The organism is Pseudomonas sp. NY5710 (assembly GCF_013305665.1).
GTDB lineage: Bacteria > Pseudomonadota > Gammaproteobacteria > Pseudomonadales > Pseudomonadaceae > Aquipseudomonas > Aquipseudomonas juntendi.
In genome coordinates this window covers 3,584,556-3,602,012 of the sequence record NZ_CP045554.1, presented here as the reverse complement: position 1 = coordinate 3,602,012, position 17,457 = coordinate 3,584,556, and the positions used below count along the sequence as shown (strand labels likewise).

The 17,457-nt window shown below is 61.6% G+C and carries 15 protein-coding genes; 10 read left to right on the top strand and 5 right to left on the bottom strand.

Annotation, left to right across the window (positions count from 1 at the left end):
* Nucleotides 1-63: 63 nt before the first annotated feature.
* Nucleotides 64-573 carry a histidine kinase gene (locus GEV39_RS16590; RefSeq protein WP_173890518.1) on the bottom strand — a complete coding sequence of 170 codons (510 nt, stop codon included), beginning with the start codon at nt 571-573 and terminating at the stop codon, nt 64-66.
* 326 nt (nt 574-899) lie between these two features.
* Here GEV39_RS16590 and GEV39_RS16585 point away from each other — a divergent pair, with 326 nt between their 5' ends.
* Both GEV39_RS16585 and GEV39_RS16580 read left to right on the top strand, forming a co-directional pair.
* Nucleotides 900-1,835 carry a chemotaxis protein CheV gene (locus GEV39_RS16585; protein WP_173890516.1) on the top strand — a complete coding sequence of 312 codons (936 nt, stop codon included), beginning with the start codon at nt 900-902 and terminating at the stop codon, nt 1,833-1,835.
* A 55-nt stretch (nt 1,836-1,890) separates the two neighbouring features.
* Nucleotides 1,891-2,694, top strand: a complete 804-nt coding sequence (locus GEV39_RS16580) for an MOSC domain-containing protein (RefSeq protein WP_173890514.1) — start codon at nt 1,891-1,893, stop codon at nt 2,692-2,694.
* A 66-nt stretch (nt 2,695-2,760) separates the two neighbouring features.
* Here GEV39_RS16580 and GEV39_RS16575 read toward each other — a convergent pair whose 3' ends face one another.
* The gene (locus GEV39_RS16575) at nt 2,761-4,686 is read right to left on the bottom strand and encodes a transglycosylase SLT domain-containing protein (protein WP_173890512.1); all 1,926 of its coding nucleotides are present in this window, start codon (nt 4,684-4,686) and stop codon (nt 2,761-2,763) included.
* Nucleotides 4,687-4,908: 222 nt separating this feature from the next.
* Between GEV39_RS16575 and GEV39_RS16570 the strand changes: the two genes are divergently transcribed.
* Nucleotides 4,909-6,837, top strand: coding sequence for an ATP-binding cassette domain-containing protein (locus tag GEV39_RS16570; protein ID WP_173890510.1), 1,929 nt, complete (start codon nt 4,909-4,911; stop codon nt 6,835-6,837).
* A gap of 121 nt (nt 6,838-6,958) precedes the next feature.
* Here GEV39_RS16570 and GEV39_RS16565 read toward each other — a convergent pair whose 3' ends face one another.
* The gene (locus tag GEV39_RS16565; protein ID WP_173890508.1) at nt 6,959-7,399 is read right to left on the bottom strand and encodes a universal stress protein; all 441 of its coding nucleotides are present in this window, start codon (nt 7,397-7,399) and stop codon (nt 6,959-6,961) included.
* A 110-nt stretch (nt 7,400-7,509) separates the two neighbouring features.
* Here GEV39_RS16565 and GEV39_RS16560 point away from each other — a divergent pair, with 110 nt between their 5' ends.
* From GEV39_RS16560 to GEV39_RS16530, 7 genes are all read left to right on the top strand, one after another.
* Nucleotides 7,510-7,947, top strand: a complete 438-nt coding sequence (locus GEV39_RS16560) for a hypothetical protein (protein ID WP_173890507.1) — start codon at nt 7,510-7,512, stop codon at nt 7,945-7,947.
* A gap of 884 nt (nt 7,948-8,831) precedes the next feature.
* Nucleotides 8,832-10,979 carry a fatty acid oxidation complex subunit alpha FadB gene (gene fadB / locus GEV39_RS16555; protein WP_029887012.1) on the top strand — a complete coding sequence of 716 codons (2,148 nt, stop codon included), beginning with the start codon at nt 8,832-8,834 and terminating at the stop codon, nt 10,977-10,979.
* 31 nt (nt 10,980-11,010) lie between these two features.
* Nucleotides 11,011-12,186 carry an acetyl-CoA C-acyltransferase FadA gene (fadA, locus tag GEV39_RS16550; protein WP_003248768.1) on the top strand — a complete coding sequence of 392 codons (1,176 nt, stop codon included), beginning with the start codon at nt 11,011-11,013 and terminating at the stop codon, nt 12,184-12,186.
* 76 nt (nt 12,187-12,262) lie between these two features.
* On the top strand, nt 12,263-12,514 hold the full coding sequence (locus GEV39_RS16545) for a DUF1653 domain-containing protein (RefSeq protein WP_025754461.1): 252 nt from the start codon (nt 12,263-12,265) through the stop codon (nt 12,512-12,514).
* A 101-nt stretch (nt 12,515-12,615) separates the two neighbouring features.
* On the top strand, nt 12,616-15,225 hold the full coding sequence (topA, locus tag GEV39_RS16540; protein WP_173890505.1) for a type I DNA topoisomerase: 2,610 nt from the start codon (nt 12,616-12,618) through the stop codon (nt 15,223-15,225).
* 89 nt (nt 15,226-15,314) lie between these two features.
* On the top strand, nt 15,315-15,830 hold the full coding sequence (locus GEV39_RS16535; protein WP_173890503.1) for a DUF6586 family protein: 516 nt from the start codon (nt 15,315-15,317) through the stop codon (nt 15,828-15,830).
* Between the two features lie 50 nt (nt 15,831-15,880).
* Nucleotides 15,881-16,114 (top strand): hypothetical protein, encoded by a 234-nt coding sequence (locus GEV39_RS16530; protein ID WP_173890501.1) that lies wholly within the window; start codon nt 15,881-15,883, stop codon nt 16,112-16,114.
* Nucleotides 16,115-16,170: 56 nt separating this feature from the next.
* On the opposite strand, the gene sulA is transcribed toward GEV39_RS16530, so the two are convergent.
* Both sulA and lexA read right to left on the bottom strand, forming a co-directional pair.
* Nucleotides 16,171-16,647, bottom strand: a complete 477-nt coding sequence (sulA, locus tag GEV39_RS16525) for an SOS-induced cell division inhibitor SulA (protein WP_173890500.1) — start codon at nt 16,645-16,647, stop codon at nt 16,171-16,173.
* 13 nt (nt 16,648-16,660) lie between these two features.
* A complete protein-coding gene (gene lexA / locus GEV39_RS16520; protein ID WP_029887015.1) occupies nt 16,661-17,269 on the bottom strand; it encodes a transcriptional repressor LexA in 609 nt (202 codons plus the stop codon).
* Between the last annotated feature and the right edge of the window lie 188 nt (nt 17,270-17,457).

The window sequence follows — 17,457 nt, the reverse complement described above, 5'->3', positions numbered from 1 at the left end:
AACTTTGCAAGTTCGACCAGCACAGGGCTTGAGTGCATGTACTTAGTTGCACTTCTGGTCAGGTTAGTGCGCGCGGTACGACCGGCTGCCATGGCTGCCGGAGCGCATGGCGTCATGCGGGTGATCGCACGTTTTGCCTGCTTCATCGCAGGACGCGCACGCAGGTGCAAAGGGCTGCTGCACGACCTTGGCCAGCTCGCCCAGCAGCACCAATTGCTCGCCGATATCCAGGTTCAAGCGCCCGGTTCGGCTATCGAGCAACTCCAGTTGCCAGGCCAGCAGGGTCAGGCACGCCTCGATCGCAGGCAATGCTTCAGGCTGCAGGCAGCCACTTTGGCAGGCCGGGGCCAGCAACTGGTGAAGCGCGGTGGCGTAATGGGCAACTTCGCGCGCGCCCAGGCGGGTGGCTTGCCCGGCAAGGCTGGCCAGGGTGCTGTCCAGGCAGCGGCAGGCGTCCGGATCGTTGTCGATCAATTCCAGATGCTGCAGGCATTCCTGGGCCTGGGTCAGCAGTACTTGGGCATCCAGCAGGAAGCCCTGCAGTGCGTTGTCGAACGCTAAGGCGGTGTCCATGATCAGGTCCCCGCGCGTGGGGTAGGCGCAGGTGACGGGCACACCGCAACGATAGCTAGCAAAAGCCTGACTCCATTCATGCAATGAGAATGGCGTCACATTAATGGCTAAAGGATATCGCGAATATCAGGTTCCACCTGACTGCCCCTAGGGGTTTCCCTGATGTAGGCTGCTGAAATCGCGCAAGGTGCCGGCAGTAAAGCATGATGGTAAAGTGATATCAATTGCCGGCTCGGCATTTTCCCGCAAGGGTCAAGGTGTGCGGCAAGCCGCCGATACAGGGTAGGTCAATTCACCTTTTTCGACTCAAGCCTGGGGGCTTTCCAATGGCTGGCATTCTCGACACGGTAGACCAACGCACGCAACTGGTAGGTGAGAACCGCCTGGAAATCCTGATGTTCCGCCTGGCGGGCCGCCAATTGTTCGCGATCAACGTGTTCAAGGTTCAGGAAGTGCTGCAACTGCCCAAGCTCACCCTGATGCCCCAGCGCCATGCGTTCGTCTGCGGCGTGGTCAACCTGCGTGGGCAGACGTTGCCGGTGATCGACCTGTCCCAAGCCATTGGCATGCGCCCGCTGCAACCCACGCCCGACAGCACCATCATCGTCACCGAGTACAACCGCTCGGTGCAGGCCTTCCTGGTGGGAGGGGTCGACCGCATTGTCAACATGAACTGGGAGTCGATCATGCCGCCGCCGTCCAGCGCCGGGCGCCAGCATTACCTGACTGCCATCACCAAAGTCGATGATCAACTGGTCGAGGTCATCGACGTAGAAAAGGTGCTGGCTGAAATCGTGCCTTACAACGCCCGGGTTTCTGGCGAGAAACTGGCCGACCCCGTGCTGGCAAGGGCGCGAGGCCGGGAGGTGCTGTTGGTGGACGACTCCAGTGTGGCCCTGGCGCAGTTGCGCGACACCTTGTCCCAGTTGGGCATGAAACTGCATGTGGCCAGTGATGGCCTGAAGGCACTGCGCATGCTCAAGGGTTGGGCCGATGCGGGCGAGGACGTATGTGAAAAGCTGCTGATGGTGTTCACCGACGCCGAAATGCCGGAAATGGACGGCTACCGCCTGACCACCGAGATTCGTAGCGATGCGCGGCTGCGCCAACTCTATGTAGTGCTGCACACATCGCTGTCGGGCAGTTTCAATGAATCCATGGTCAAGAAAGTGGGTTGCGACAACTTCCTTTCCAAGTTCCAGCCCGATCGCCTTGTCGACGTGGTCAAGCAGCGCCTGCAGCTGGATACGGCCACCGCGTGATCGCCACGCCTGCCCGGTATAAGCTTGGCATTTGCCAAGACGCGAGGCGGCAGGGATGTTTCTGAGTGAGTTGTACCGATACCCGGTGAAGTCGTGCCAAGCGCAAAGCCTGCGCGCTTCGCCGGTGGGGCTGCTGGGCCTGCAGGGTGACCGGCGCTGGATGGTGGTCGAGGAAGAAAACGGACGCTTCCTGACCCAGCGTGCCTGGCCACGCCTTGGCCAGATCGCGGCGCACGATGACGGCGGCGGCCAGCTGCTCTTGCAGGCGCCTGGGCGCGCCTCGCTGAGGGTGGCAGTGCCCCCTGCCGATGACGGCCTGCGTGGCGTGACGATCTGGCGCGATACCTTGCGCGTCCCAGACGCCGGCGATGCCGCGGCGGCCTGGCTGAGCGAGTGGCTGGGCAAGGCTGTGCGCCTGGTGCATTGCCCGGAGCAGCGTGCCCGTTACTTGCCCAACGGTTATGGCTTCAACAGCGATCGCGCGGCTTTTCCGGATGGTTTCCCCTTGTTGCTGATCGGCCAGGGCTCGCTGGACGAACTTGACCGCCGTGTGGGGCGGCCCATGGAGATGCTGCGTTTTCGGCCGAACCTGGTGGTGCAGGGGGCCGAGCCTTTCGCCGAGGATGGCTGGAAGCGTATCCGCATTGGCACCCTCGAATTCCGGCTGCTCAAACCGAGTGTAAGGTGTATTTTTACCACCATCGACCCCGCCACCGGCGAGCGCAGTGAAGACCGCGAACCGATGGCCACGCTCAGGACCTTCCGCGAAAAGGAAGGCGATATCCTGTTCGGGCAGAACCTGGCGGCGGATGGCAGCGGGTGGCTTGAGGTCGGGATGGACGTGGAAATCCTGGAATAGCGGCATGCTGACACTGGCCTGCTCACAGGGTTACCCGCGAACAGGCCGGCAAGGGCTCAGCGAACCTTACATGTCATCGAAATACCGCTCATGCCAATCCACCAGCGGCTGCGGTGAGTTCAGTTTCTGCCCGTAGATCACCGAATACGACAGCACGTTCTGCACGTATTGGCGGGTTTCGTCGAACGGGATCGACTCCACCCACACATCGAAACTCAGGTGCTTGGCGCCCCTCAGCCACTGGCGCACGCGCCCGGGCCCCGCATTGTAGGCTGCTGAGGCCAGGACCCGGTTGCCGTTGAACTGGCTGTGCACCTGGCTCAGGTAGGCGGCGCCCAGCTGGATGTTCTTGTCCGGGTTGAGCACCTGTGCCGGTGAGGCAAGGGGAATGCTGAACTTGCGCGCAGTTTCCTTGGCGGTAGCCGGCATCAGTTGCATCAGGCCGCTGGCGCCTACCGGGGAGCGTGCGTCTTCCATGAACGCGCTTTCCTGGCGGGTAATGGCGAATACCCAGCTCGAATGCAGGCCGCGCACATTGGCTTCGCGCACCAGGGTATCGCGGTGGGCCATCGGGAAGCGGATGTCCAGGTCGTCCCAGTATTGGGCCTGGCTGATGGTGCGGATGGCCGGGAAGTACCAGCGCAATTCATAACCCAGGCGCGCCTGGGCCACCATTTCATCGCGGGTGAAGTGCCGGCTGACGTGGTACCACTCGCGGCGGCCTTCGACGATCTGGCCGCGGGCATGGAATTCCAGTGCCCGCTGGATGCCGGGTGTATTGCGTACTTTCTTCACCAGTTGCGGGCTCAGCAACAGGGGTTTGTTGTTCAGCTGGTACGGTGTCTTGGCCCGGTCGGCGGCGAGGAAACCATAGAAGTCACGCTCGCGCGCCACGGTCTTGTACAGCAGCGGGATCTGCGGGTTGTTCGGCTGTGCCAGCTCCAGGCTGCGCGCTTGCCAGTACTTCCAGCGGCTGCTGCTGGCCAGGTCCTGAGGCAGGCGCCGGGTCAGCTCGTAGGCATCTTCCCAGCGGCCCAGGCGCAGCAGCAGGCGCAGGCGCCATTCACTGACGGTGTTGTCGCGCAGCTCAGGGTCGTAGCGGGTCATCAGGTCGAGCGCCCGCGGGTCGTAGCGGCGGGCCATGGTCAGGCCTATTTCGCGGGCGATGGCCACCTTTTCTTCGCGGGAGAAATGCATGCGCTGGGCGTAGTCGTCCAGCAGCGCCATGGCCCGCTCCGGGTCCTGGCGGGCCAGGCGGCGCAGGCCCAGGCTGACCACATCGGCCATCGCCTCGTTGGCCGGGGCAAAGCGTGATGGCTGGTTGAGCAGCTCAGGCTTCTGTGCCACGTCGACCAGCAGCCGGCCTTGCGGGCCGAGGGTGGTCAGGCCGTTGACCAGGCTATTGGCCAGGCTGTAATTGCGCGCCTGGGCCGCCAGCTTGGTGCGCTGCCAGCGCTTGCTCTCGGTCAGTTGGCCTTCAGCGGCCCACATGCCGAACAGTGTGTCGCACGCGGCAGGTTGCGACTTGCCCACGTTCCACAGCTTTTCGGCGGTGGCGTTGCCTTCGGCACGCAGGCCATGGCTGAGCTGGTACTGGCCGTTGAGGCAATCGAGCTCGGTGAAATTGAGCTTGGGGTCGTAGTACTTGACGAAGGTGTCCCACTCGCCGCGTTCGGCCAGCCAGCGCAACCAGCGCAGTTTCATCCAGTTGGCCTGGGGCAGGTCGCCATGCTTGGCGAGGAACGCCTCGATTTCCTGGTTGCTGGCGCTTTTCAGGCGGGCGGTGAGCTCGTCGTAGGCCAGGTACGGGGTCAGCGGGTAGTCACTCAGAGCCTGGGCATAGCGCAGGTAAGGGCCTTTGTCGCCCTTGGCCAGCGCGCGCTTGGCTTCGTCGTAGTACTGGCGCTGCAGGGTGAGGTCGGTGGCCTGTGCCGCGCTGGTGGCAGCGGTCAGCAGCAGGCAGGAAGCAATTTGTAACAGGCGGCTGCGCATGATACGTCCGGGCAGTTGAACCATGGGGAAGTGACGGCGGAGCCAGCACTGTTGGAAGCTATTGCCTTAGCTTAGCCGTTTGCCGGCAGCGGGTGAAAGCACTGTGCTTGTATCGGCATATTAACGTCGACCGGATGTCGCCACGCGTGCATCGATTGGCCTGGCTGCTGCCGTCGGGGGCCCAAGTCAGGTAGAATGCGCGCCCGATTTATGGAGACCAACATGACCCTGCTCAAATTCAGCGATGTGTCCCTCGCATTCGGCGCCATGCCGCTGCTGGACAAAGTGTCCTGGCAGATCGCTCGTGGCGAGCGGGTGTGCATCATCGGCCGCAACGGCACCGGCAAGTCGAGCATGCTGCGCCTGGTCAAGGGCGAGCAAAAGGGCGACGACGGGGAAATCTGGCGTGCCCCGGGCCTGAAGATCGGCGAACTGCCGCAGGAACTGCCGGTGGCCGATGAGCGCACGGTGTTCGACGTGGTCGCGGCCGGCCTCGACGGCGTGGGTGAACTGCTGGCGCAGTTCCACCACCTGAGCATGAACATCCAGGGCGACGATGACCTGGAAAAGCTCATGCATGTTCAGCACGAACTGGAAGCCCGCGACGGCTGGCGCCTGCAGCAGGTGGTGGAAAGCACCCTCAGCCGCCTGCAACTGCCTGCCGACAAGACCCTGGCCGAGCTGTCCGGTGGCTGGCGCCGCCGGGTGCTGCTGGCCCAGGCGCTGGTGTCGGAGCCCGACCTGCTGCTGCTCGACGAGCCGACCAACCACCTGGACATCGGCGCCATTGCCTGGCTCGAGGAGGCCCTGCGCGGCTTCAACGGCGCGGTACTGTTCATTACCCACGACCGTTCGTTCCTGCAGAACCTGGCCACCCGCATCCTTGAACTGGACCGTGGCGGCCTGATCGACTGGAACGGCGACTACGCCAGCTTCCTGGTACACAAGGAGGCCGCACTGGCCGCCGAAGAAACCGCCAACGCGCTGTTCGACAAGCGCCTGGCCCAAGAGGAAGTGTGGATTCGCCAGGGCATCAAGGCCCGCCGTACCCGCAACGAAGGTCGCGTGCGTGCCTTGAAGGCCCTGCGGGTAGAGCGTGGTGAGCGCCGCGAACGCCAGGGCAAGGCCAACATCCAGATCGAGGCAGCGGAAAAGTCCGGCAAGCAGGTCATGGTGCTGGAAAACGTGAGTTTCCATCATGCCGAAGGGCCGATGCTGGTCAAGGACTTCTCCATGGTCCTGCAGCGCGAAGACCGTATCGGCCTGCTGGGTGCCAACGGTACCGGCAAGACCACCTTGCTGAAGTTGATGCTCGGTGACCTGGAGCCCACTTCAGGCAAGGTCGAGCGCGGCACCAAGCTGGAAGTGGCCTATTTCGACCAGATGCGCCACCAGCTCGAGCTGGAAAAGACGGTGATCGACAACCTCGCCGAAGGCCGTGACTTCATCGAGATCGATGGGCAGAACCGCCATGTGCTCAGTTACCTGGGCGACTTCCTGTTCAGCCCCCAGCGTGCGCGCACACCCGTCAAGGCGCTGTCGGGGGGTGAGCGTGCCCGCCTGCTGCTGGCCAAGCTGTTCAGCAAGCCGGCCAACCTGCTGGTGCTCGACGAACCGACCAACGATCTGGACGTGGAAACCCTCGAACTGCTCGAAGAGGTGCTGTCCAACTACAAGGGCACCGTGCTGATCGTCAGCCACGACCGGGCCTTCCTCGACAACGTCGTCACCAGCACCCTGGTGTTCGAAGGCGAGGGCAAGGTGCGCGAGTATGTAGGGGGTTATGAGGACTGGATTCGCCAGGGTGGCTCGCCGAGGCTGCTGGGCGTGACCGAGAGCAAAGGCGGCAAGTCGGCCCTCAACAGCGCGGTGGTGGAGAAGGTCGAGGCCAAGCCTGCGCCTGTTGCTGCGCCGGTAGTGGAGGAGGCATCGAAGAAGAAGCTCAGCTACAAGCTGCAGCGTGAGCTGGAAATGCTGCCGGGGCAGATCGACGCGCTGGAGCAGCGCATGGCTGAAGCTCAGGAAGAGGTGAATGCGGCGGGCTTCTATCAGCGGCCGCTTGCGGAAACTTCGGCAGTGCTGGCCAGGATTGAGAAGCTGCAGGGTGAGCTGGATGTATTGGTAGAGCGCTGGGCTGAGCTGGAAGGCTGATAGTTGTTAGCCTGCTCCGGCCCTATCGCCGGCAAGCTCCCACAGAGGCACCATGGATTTCAAACCTTATGGTGGCCCTGTGGGAGCTGGCATGCCGGCGATAGGGCCGGAGCAGGTTGAATCAGTCCTTCTTCTGCAAGCGCACCGCCAGCACGTCACACGGCGCACCGTGCAGCACGTCATTGGCAGTGGACCCCAACAGCAACGCCAGACCATGGCGGCCATGGCTGCCGACCACGATCAGATCGCACTTCTGGTCCTTGGCCAGCTGGTGGATTTCCTGGCGCGGTTGGCCGTAAGTTAGGTGCGAGTCGCCCCGATTAATGTCTGGGTACTTGTTGAACAACCGGTCCATGCGTTCTTTAGCCTGGTCGAACTGCTGTTGTTGCAGTTGCGACAGGTCCATCGGCACATCGCCGCCAAACGCCATGGCCATTGGCTCGACGATATGCACCAGCGATACCTTGGCGTTCGATGGGGCAGCCAAGGCCATGGCGCGCTTGATCACCGGGTCGCATTCTTCGGTCAGGTCGACCGCGACCAACAAATGTTCGTAGGGCATGAGCAGTACTCCTGACAATCGCGATAAAGGAAGTATGGTCGCTTTCGGGCGGGTCTTCCGTGAAAAATGGCTAACCAGCTCATTTGCAACGCTTTATGGAATCTACTGATATGACGGTATTGCTGGTGGTGTCAATCCTTGCGCTGATTCTCAGCCCATTTTCCTGGTTGCGCAGTTCGCGCAAGCAGAGCGAGCAGATGAAGCTGCGCCTGGAAGCCCGACGTATGGGGTTGGCCATGCAGCTGGCGCCGCAACAGTGGCCGCACTGGCTGGAGAAGGAGCCGCCAAGTCCTTGCCCGCAGTACCACCGGGCGCGCCGCCATGGGCACCAGAACAGCTTCAGCTACTGGCAGGTCAGCCCGGGGGTGTGGTGGAACCAGTACCGCGAACCCTGCGAAGACCCGCGTTACGTGGAGGCGCTGGCGCGCTTGCCGGCGAGCGTTTACAAGGTCGAAGCGGATGCTCAGATGATCGCGTTGTACTGGACTGAACGGGGCGATACGGCTGTATTGCAGGATGTTGCCTACGTCCTCGAAGTCCTCGCCTGAGTTCAGTTAAACACGATCCCTTTAGGAGCAATTGTCTTTCTCAAAATTTGAAAAGCCAGCGCGATTCATTGTGGGAGCGGGCTTGCCCGCGAAGCAGGCGACGCGGTGGATGGCACCGGCTTTGCCGGTGTTCGCGGGCATGCCCGCTCCCACAGGGCCTGCGCTGGCTTGGATTGCCGCCGTACTTGCAGGAGCAACTGTCTTTCTCAAAATTTGAAAAGCCAGCGCGATTCACCTGTGGGAGCGGGCAAGCCCGCGAAGCAGGCGACGCGGTGTCTGGCACCGGCTGCGCCGGTGTTCGCGTTCATGCCCGCTCCCACAGGGCCTGCGCTGGCTTGGACGTGTCGCCGTACTTGCAGGAGCAACTGTGTCTAATCCCCTCTCAAGACACAATACCGCGCCTACAACGACAAAGCGGCGGCTTGGCAAACCCCTGAAGGGGTGGGGTGCCAAGTCGCCGCTTTGCGTTCTGCTTTCGCAGAAAAGGCCAGGCAGGCCGGGTATTCATTCACGCAAGTGGCAGTGTAGCCATACCCGGTCGGCGCGCAAGCGAAAATGTGCAGCGCTGTGCAATCGCGGGGGTTGATCGCTGGCATGAATGACCGGTGATCACTGTCATCATGGTTTGCTGCGCGCACGGTACACAATGACCGGAAAGTCGCGTTTTCTTCGTGCTCGTGAGCATTTGACAACGCAGATCTTTTCGGAGAATGTGTGCACACCCAAATCAAACGGGCGTATGAATTGAGCGTTTGTATGTCACCACGCCAAGCCATACTTCCGACTAGCGCGCTGACGGGTGTGCCTGGGCGGGGCAGCTAGGCCTGCTTCCGCTGCAGCGATCGGCGTGTACAGTTCAGCTTCCATATCGTGGAGATCAGTTGATGATTTACGAAGGTAAAGCCATCACGGTTAAGGCTCTTGAAAGTGGCATCGTCGAGCTCAAGTTCGACCTCAAGGGTGAGTCCGTCAACAAGTTCAACCGCCTGACCCTGAACGAGCTGCGCGAGGCCGTAGGCGCCATCCAGGCCGACGCCTCGGTCAAGGGCGTTATCGTCAGCAGTGGCAAGGACGTGTTCATCGTCGGCGCCGACATCACCGAGTTCGTCGACAACTTCAAGCTGCCCGAGGCCGAACTGGTCGCCGGCAACCTGGAAGCCAACCGCATCTTCAACGCCTTCGAAGACCTCGAAGTGCCGACCGTCGCGGCCATCAATGGCATCGCCTTGGGTGGCGGCCTGGAAATGTGCCTTGCCGCCGATTACCGTGTCATGTCCAGCAGCGCCAAGATCGGCCTGCCGGAAGTCAAGCTGGGCATCTACCCGGGCTTTGGCGGCACCGTGCGCCTGCCGCGCCTGATCGGTTCGGACAATGCCATCGAGTGGATCGCTGCCGGCAAGGAAAACCGCGCCGAAGACGCCCTCAAAGTCGGCGCCGTCGATGCCGTGGTTGCGCCCGAGCTGCTGCAGGCTGGCGCCATCGACCTGATCAAGCGCGCCATCAGCGGTGAGCTCGACTACAAGGCCAAACGCCAACCCAAGCTGGAAAAACTCAAGCTCAACGCCATCGAACAGATGATGGCGTTCGAAACTGCCAAGGGCTTCGTAGCCGGGCAGGCCGGGCCGAACTACCCGGCCCCGGTCGAAGCCATCAAGAGCATCCAGAAGGCCGCCAACTTCGGCCGCGACAAGGCACTGGAAGTCGAAGCGGCCGGGTTTGCCAAACTGGCCAAGACCTCGGTTGCCGAGAGCCTGATCGGCCTGTTCCTGAACGACCAGGAGCTCAAGCGCAAGGCCAAGGCGCACGACGAAATCGCCCACGACGTGAAGCAGGCTGCCGTGCTTGGCGCCGGGATCATGGGTGGCGGCATCGCCTACCAGTCCGCGGTCAAGGGCACCCCGATCCTGATGAAGGACATCCGCGAGGAAGCCATCCAGCTGGGCTTGAACGAGGCCTCCAAGCTGCTTGGCAACCGCGTTGAAAAGGGCCGCCTGACCCCGGCCAAGATGGCCGAGGCGCTCAATGCCATTCGCCCGACCCTGTCCTATGGCGACTTTGCCAATGTCGACATCGTGGTCGAGGCCGTGGTCGAGAACCCGAAAGTCAAACAGGCGGTGCTGGCGGAAGTGGAAGGGCAGGTCAAGGACGATGCGATCCTGGCCTCCAATACCTCGACCATCTCCATCAACCTGCTGGCCAAGGCGCTCAAGCGCCCGGAAAACTTCGTCGGCATGCACTTCTTCAACCCGGTGCATATGATGCCGCTGGTGGAAGTGATCCGTGGCGAGAAGTCCAGTGAAGTGGCTGTGGCTACCACCGTGGCCTATGCCAAGAAAATGGGCAAGAACCCGATCGTGGTCAACGACTGCCCGGGCTTCCTGGTCAACCGCGTGCTGTTCCCGTACTTCGGCGGCTTTGCCAAGCTGGTCAGCGCCGGTGTCGACTTCGTGCGCATCGACAAGGTCATGGAAAAGTTCGGCTGGCCAATGGGCCCGGCCTACCTGATGGACGTGGTGGGTATCGACACCGGCCACCACGGCCGTGACGTGATGGCCGAAGGTTTCCCTGACCGCATGAAGGACGAGCGCCGCTCGGCGGTGGATGCCCTGTACGAGGCCAACCGCCTGGGGCAGAAGAATGGCAAAGGCTTCTACGCCTACGAAACCGATAAGCGTGGCAAGCCGAAGAAAGTGTTCGACGCCACCGTGCTCGACGTGCTCAAGCCGATCGTGTTCGAACAGCGCGAAGTCACCGATGAAGACATCGTCAACTGGATGATGGTGCCGCTGTGCCTGGAGACCGTGCGCTGCCTGGAAGACGGCATCGTCGAGACCGCTGCCGAAGCCGACATGGGTCTGGTCTACGGCATTGGTTTCCCGCCCTTCCGCGGTGGTGCGCTGCGCTACATCGACTCGATCGGTGTCGCCGAATTCGTTGCCCTGGCCGATCGCTATGCCGACCTGGGGCCGCTGTACCACCCGACCGCCAAGCTGCGTGAAATGGCCAAGAATGGCCAGCGCTTCTTTAACTGAGCGGTCAACGAGCTAGAGCGAGAGATTTGATATGAGCCTGAATCCAAGAGACGTGGTGATTGTCGACTTCGGTCGCACGCCAATGGGCCGCTCCAAGGGTGGCATGCACCGCAACACCCGCGCCGAGGACATGTCGGCGCACCTGATCAGCAAGCTGCTGGAGCGCAACGGCAAGGTCGACCCCAAAGAGGTCGAGGACGTGATCTGGGGCTGCGTCAACCAGACCCTGGAGCAGGGCTGGAACATCGCCCGCATGGCTTCGCTGATGACGCAGATCCCGCACACCTCCGCGGCGCAAACCGTCAGCCGCCTGTGCGGCTCGTCGATGAGCGCGCTGCACACCGCCGCCCAGGCCATCATGACCGGCAACGGCGATGTGTTCGTGGTCGGCGGCGTGGAGCACATGGGCCATGTCAGCATGATGCACGGCGTGGACCCTAACCCGCACCTGTCCTTGCATGCCGCCAAGGCTTCCGGGATGATGGGCCTCACTGCAGAAATGCTCGGCAAGATGCATGGCATCACCCGTGAGCAGCAGGACCTGTTTGGCCTGCGTTCGCACCAGTTGGCACACAAGGCCACGGTCGAAGGCAAGTTCAAGGATGAAATCATCCCGATGCAGGGCTACGACGAGAACGGCTTCCTGAAGGTGTTCGATTTCGACGAAACCATTCGCCCGGAAACCACCCTCGAAGGCCTGGCGTCGCTCAAGCCGGCATTCAACCCCAAAGGGGGCACGGTCACGGCCGGTACCTCGTCGCAGATCACCGACGGCGCGTCGTGCATGATCGTCATGTCTGGCCAGCGCGCCATGGACCTGGGTATCCAGCCGTTGGCGGTGATCCGCTCGATGGCGGTGGCCGGTGTGGACCCGGCGATCATGGGCTACGGCCCGGTGCCATCGACCCAGAAAGCCCTCAAGCGTGCCGGGCTGACCATGGCCGACATCGACTTCATCGAGCTCAACGAAGCCTTCGCTGCACAGGCCTTGCCAGTGCTGAAAGATTTGAAAGTGCTCGACAAGATGGATGAGAAGGTTAACCTGCACGGCGGCGCCATCGCTTTGGGCCACCCGTTCGGTTGCTCTGGGGCACGTATTTCCGGCACCCTGCTCAATGTCATGAAGCAAAATGGCGGTACCCTGGGGGTGGCGACCATGTGCGTCGGCCTCGGCCAAGGTATCACCACTGTCTTCGAACGCGTCTGATCGCGCCGCTGGACAGCAACCGGGGCCTTGTGCCCCGGTTTTGTTTTTTCAGGTTTTATTCAGGAGGGTGTGCAACATGCAGATACAGCCAGGCGTCTACCGGCATTACAAAGGGCCTGAGTACCGTGTCTTCAGCGTTGCGCGGCACTCCGAGAGCGAAGAGTGGATGGTTTTCTACCAGTGCCTGTATGGTGACTACAGCTTCTGGGTAAGGCCACTTTCGATGTTCCAGGAGTCCGTCGAGGTTGACGGCGAGCAGGTGCCACGCTTTGCTTTGGTCAAGGCCGAAGAGGGGCTGCCCGGGTTGCTGGGCAAGTCGCACGCATGATCGTTCGAACTTGACCTCACACTTTTGCCACTATATATAGCGGTGCCGCGTGTCGGCACCTGACGCGTTTTTCATCTTCAGATTCAGGAATACTCCGATCCATGGGCAAATCGCTGGTCATTGTGGAATCCCCGGCCAAGGCCAAGACCATCAACAAGTACCTGGGCAACCAGTACGTGGTGAAGTCGAGTATCGGCCATATCCGAGACCTCCCCACCAGCGGTTCGGCCAGCGCAAGCAAAGAGCCGGCCGCCAAGCGTGGTAAGGCTGCGGGTGAGGCCCCGGCGCTTTCACCCAAGGAAAAGGCCCGTCGCCAGCTGGTGTCGCGCATGGGTGTCGACCCCGACCACGGCTGGAAAGCCAAGTACGAGATCCTGCCTGGCAAGGAAAAGGTGATCGAAGAGCTGCGCCGCCTGGCCAAGGATGCCGACACCATCTATCTCGCAACCGACTTGGACCGCGAAGGGGAAGCCATTGCCTGGCACCTGCGCGAGGCCATTGGTGGTGACGACGCCCGCTACAAGCGCGTGGTGTTCAACGAAATTACCAAGAAGGCGATTCAGGAAGCCTTCTCGCAACCGGGCGAGCTGGACATCGATCGGGTCAACGCCCAGCAGGCTCGGCGTTTCCTTGACCGTGTGGTTGGCTACATGGTGTCGCCGCTGCTGTGGGCCAAGATTGCCCGTGGCCTGTCTGCCGGTCGCGTGCAGTCGGTAGCGGTCAAGCTGGTGGTAGAGCGCGAGCGTGAAATTCGCGCGTTCATCCCCGAAGAATACTGGGAAATCCACGCCGACCTCGGCACCGCGAAAAACGCCAAGGTGCGTTTCGAGGTGGCGCGTGAAAATGGCGAGGCGTTCAAGCCGCTGAACGAAGCCCAGGCCATGGCCGCGCTGGAGAAGCTCAAAGCTTCCAGCTACAGCGTGGTCAAGCGCGAAGATCGCCCGACCAGCAGCAAGCCGTCGGCGCCGTTCATTACCTCCACCCTGCAGCAGGCCGCCAGCAACCGCCTGGGCTTTGGTGTGAAGAAGACCATGATGATGGCCCAGCGCTTGTACGAAGCTGGCTACATCACGTATATGCGTACCGACTCGACCAACCTGTCGGCCGATGCCCTGGACATGGCCCGCAGCTACATCGAGCGTGAGTTCGGCAAGGAGTACCTGCCGGACGCGCCGCTGGTCTACGGCAGCAAAGAAGGCGCCCAGGAGGCGCACGAAGCAATTCGCCCGTCGGACGTGAATACACACCCGACCAAGCTCAGTGGCATGGAGCGCGACGCCGAGCGCCTGTACGAGCTGATCTGGCGCCAGTTCCTGGCTTGCCAGATGCCGCCGGCGCAGTACCTGTCTACCAGTGTTACCGTGGCTGCCGGCGACTTCGAGCTGCGCGCCAAGGGCCGTATCCTGAAGTTCGACGGTTATACCCGTGTGCTGCCACAACAGAGCAAGCCCGGTGAAGACGACGTACTGCCGGAAATGGTCCAGGGCGAAGCGCTGAAGTTGCTGCAGATCGACCCGAGCCAGCACTTCACCAAACCGCCGGCACGCTTCACCGAAGCCAGCCTGGTCAAGGAAATGGAAAAGCGCGGCATCGGTCGCCCGTCGACCTATGCGGCGATCATTTCCACCATCCAGGACCGGGGTTATGTGACCCTGCACAACCGCCGCTTCTACTCCGAGAAAATGGGCGACATCGTCACCGAGCGCCTGTCGGAAAGCTTCTCCAACCTGATGGACTACGGCTTTACGGCCGACATGGAGGAGAACCTCGACGACGTGGCCCAGGGCGAGCGTGACTGGAAAAACGTGCTCGACGAGTTCTATGGTGACTTCAGCAAGAAGCTGCAGACGGCCGAGTCGAGCGAAGACGGCATGCGCGCCAACCAGCCGACCATGACTAACATTCCGTGCAAGGAATGTGGCCGGCCAATGATGATTCGTACTGCTTCCACTGGCGTATTCCTTGGCTGCTCTGGCTACAGCCTGCCGCCGAAAGAGCGCTGCAAGGCGACCGTCAACCTGGTGCCCGGCGATGAAATCGCTGCGGACGACGAGGGTGAGTCCGAGTCGCGGGTGCTGTTGGGCAAGCACCGTTGCCCGATCTGCGCCACGGCGATGGATGCCTACTTGCTGGATGAGAAGCACAAGCTGCACATCTGCGGTAACAACCCGGACTGCGCTGGTTACGAAATCGAAGAAGGCAACTACCGCATCAAGGGTTACGAAGGGCCTAGCCTGGAATGCGACAAGTGCGGCAGCGAGATGCAACTGAAGACCGGCCGGTTCGGCAAATTCTTCGGCTGCACCAACCCGGCTTGCAAGAACACCCGCAAACTGCTGAAAAACGGCGAGGCGGCGCCACCGAAGATGGACAAGGTGGACATGCCTGAGCTCAAGTGCGAAAAGGTGGACGACACCTACGTGCTGCGCGATGGCGCCTCGGGGTTGTTCCTGGCGGCCAGCCAGTTCCCCAAGAACCGCGAAACCCGGGCACCACTGGTCATGGAAATCGTGCCGCACAAGCACGAGATAGACCCGAAATACCACTTCCTGTGCGATGCGCCGCAGAAAGACCCGGACGGGCGCCCAGCAGTCATCCGCTACAGCCGCAAAACCAAGGAGCAGTACGTGCAGTCCGAGGTCGATGGCAAACCGACCGGCTGGAAGGCGTTCTACGACGGTGGCGCCTGGAAGGTAGAAGACAAGCGCTGAGCCTTCAGTGCTGTAATTGGGGCCGCTTTGCGGCCCCAATCATTTATGATGCAGAAACTTGCCTTGCAGCCTGAAGGGAGGGCACAGAAATGGCCCAGGAAACCTACACCCGCACCAACCAGAAACTGTTCTTTGCCGGGCTCGCCCTCGAGGCCATGGCCAAGGCCGAGCAGAGCCAGGCCATGAATGCCCAAGGCCTGGTACAAGCCGAGCGCGAGTCTGCGCTGTTTCACCTGTACGGCGCGCTACTGGGCATGTGCCATGAAATTGGTGCTTACTACCGCCTGCCGGTTGTGGCAACTGTGGAGCAGGCGCTGGCCGACGACAGCCTGAACGGCATCGCCATCCCCGAGGTGGCCGAGCTGCTGGAGCTGGCGCGCCAACGTGAAACCTGGCTGGCGCAAATGCTCAGTGCTTATGCCGATTTGTTCCGACCACCTGTCGCCAGGAAAGCGCCAAAAACCGATGTTACCCAGCCGCTGATTCAGGCCGTGAACCTTGACGAGCCCGAGCATCCAGCGCTGTCCCGTGCCGAGCTGGAAAGCTGGCGCAATAACCTCAAAGGCCTGGTCAGGCGTTTTCGCGACGCGTTGAGTGAGTGCTGATCGCGGCAACGGCTGATACAATACTGGCCTTTCGCGGAGAACTGCCATTTATGTCTACGTCTTTTCTGGAAATTGTCGAGTTGCCTGATGGCCGCATCGAACTGCGTCGCGCCGAGGATGAAGGCTCACTGGTAACCTTGGATTTCTCGGAAGACGCCAAGGTATTCCTGCAGGGTCAACATGTTGAAGTGGCCAAGGCTATGCTCAGCGTGGGCGTGCAGATGGCCGGTCGCCTGATGGAAGGTGAGGTTGAGCGTGACGAAGGGCCGCGGGTGCTGCACTGAACCCTAAGGGTGCAGCAGGTGCCTGGCGTTTTGAAGTAACAGGCAAAGCCTGAACATCAGCCGAGGCGGATGTTCAGGCTTTGTGCATTTCCGGTAGTGGCTGCCCGTAGCAGTTGCTGGCGGGCAGTGGCATTCACGCTACCCAGCCAGCTGACCACTGTGTGGCTAAGGCCCAGGCGCAGGGCTTCGCAGGCCAGCTGCAATGGGCTCTGATTGCTACGGGGTTGCAGCAGCAGGATCCGTTCACGGTTGAGGCCTGCGTCGCGCAGCCAGGCCTGGGTCAGGCTAGACGGTGGCGCGATCAGGGTCAGCCAGCGGGTCTCGTCTTCTTCGCTCAACTCACGCAGTATGGGTGCCAGCAGGTTTTGGCAGTGCCCTTGGGCGCCACGCAGCGACAGTTCGCTGAAAAGCTCGGGGTCGCTGTGCTTGCGTGCCAGTTCGCTGGCCTTTAAGCCAGGAAGTACGGGTTGGGCAAGGAATGCTTCGAACAACGGCAACTGGGCTTGCTCGGGTACGTGAATGAACTGCTGCATGACGCCTCCTGGATCAGCGGCGAATGACGCCGACGCTCAAGCCCTCGATCACCAGTTCCTGTTCTTTCAGGTCGACTTCGATGGGGGCGAATTCGGGGTTTTCGGCCAGCAGCCAGACTTTGCTGCCTTCGCGCTTGAAGCGCTTGACGGTCACTTCGTCGCCGATGCGGGCCACGACGATCTGGCCGTTGCGTGCTTCCCGGCAGGTGTGTACCGCCAGCAGGTCGCCGTCCAGAATACCGACGTCCTTCATGCTCATGCCGTGCACGCGCAGCAAATAGTCGGCCTGGGGGTGGAAGAACGCGGGGTTGATGTTGCACGATTGCTCGATGTGCTGCTCGGCCAGGATCGGCGCACCGGCAGCCACACGGCCGATGATGGGCAGGCCACTTTCTTCGGCCTTGGCTTCGAAGCCCGGGATGCGGATGCCGCGGGATGCACCTGGGGTCATTTCGATGGCACCCTTGCGGGCGAGGGCCTTGAGGTGTTCTTCGGCAGCGTTGGGCGATTTGAAGCCCAGTTCCTGAGCGATCTCGGCACGTGTGGGCGGGAAACCGTTGTCTTCCAGGCAACGCTTGATGAACGCGAGAATTTCGGCTTGGCGTGGCGTCAGTTTCAGCATGTTGTGCGCTCTGGCTTTTTGTACAGTGACTGGGATTATATACAGTACTGGGTAAGCTTCAAGCCACACGTTGCAAGAAAAGTCGAACGCCCCCTCCCGGAGGCACGACGCGCGCTGTTTTCCGACGGCGACCGCCCGGTCACCGAGCCTTGACAGATGCAGGGCTGAAACGTATGTTTCAAACAACT

Coding starts and splice junctions, on each gene's coding strand:
- GEV39_RS16590 (WP_173890518.1), bottom strand. CDS start 573: ATGGACACCGCCTTAGCGTTCGACAACGCACTGCAGGGCTTCCTGCTG.
- GEV39_RS16585 (WP_173890516.1), top strand. CDS start 900: ATGGCTGGCATTCTCGACACGGTAGACCAACGCACGCAACTGGTAGGT.
- GEV39_RS16580 (WP_173890514.1), top strand. CDS start 1,891: ATGTTTCTGAGTGAGTTGTACCGATACCCGGTGAAGTCGTGCCAAGCG.
- GEV39_RS16575 (WP_173890512.1), bottom strand. CDS start 4,686: ATGCGCAGCCGCCTGTTACAAATTGCTTCCTGCCTGCTGCTGACCGCT.
- GEV39_RS16570 (WP_173890510.1), top strand. CDS start 4,909: ATGACCCTGCTCAAATTCAGCGATGTGTCCCTCGCATTCGGCGCCATG.
- GEV39_RS16565 (WP_173890508.1), bottom strand. CDS start 7,399: ATGCCCTACGAACATTTGTTGGTCGCGGTCGACCTGACCGAAGAATGC.
- GEV39_RS16560 (WP_173890507.1), top strand. CDS start 7,510: ATGACGGTATTGCTGGTGGTGTCAATCCTTGCGCTGATTCTCAGCCCA.
- fadB (WP_029887012.1), top strand. CDS start 8,832: ATGATTTACGAAGGTAAAGCCATCACGGTTAAGGCTCTTGAAAGTGGC.
- fadA (WP_003248768.1), top strand. CDS start 11,011: ATGAGCCTGAATCCAAGAGACGTGGTGATTGTCGACTTCGGTCGCACG.
- GEV39_RS16545 (WP_025754461.1), top strand. CDS start 12,263: ATGCAGATACAGCCAGGCGTCTACCGGCATTACAAAGGGCCTGAGTAC.
- topA (WP_173890505.1), top strand. CDS start 12,616: ATGGGCAAATCGCTGGTCATTGTGGAATCCCCGGCCAAGGCCAAGACC.
- GEV39_RS16535 (WP_173890503.1), top strand. CDS start 15,315: ATGGCCCAGGAAACCTACACCCGCACCAACCAGAAACTGTTCTTTGCC.
- GEV39_RS16530 (WP_173890501.1), top strand. CDS start 15,881: ATGTCTACGTCTTTTCTGGAAATTGTCGAGTTGCCTGATGGCCGCATC.
- sulA (WP_173890500.1), bottom strand. CDS start 16,647: ATGCAGCAGTTCATTCACGTACCCGAGCAAGCCCAGTTGCCGTTGTTC.
- lexA (WP_029887015.1), bottom strand. CDS start 17,269: ATGCTGAAACTGACGCCACGCCAAGCCGAAATTCTCGCGTTCATCAAG.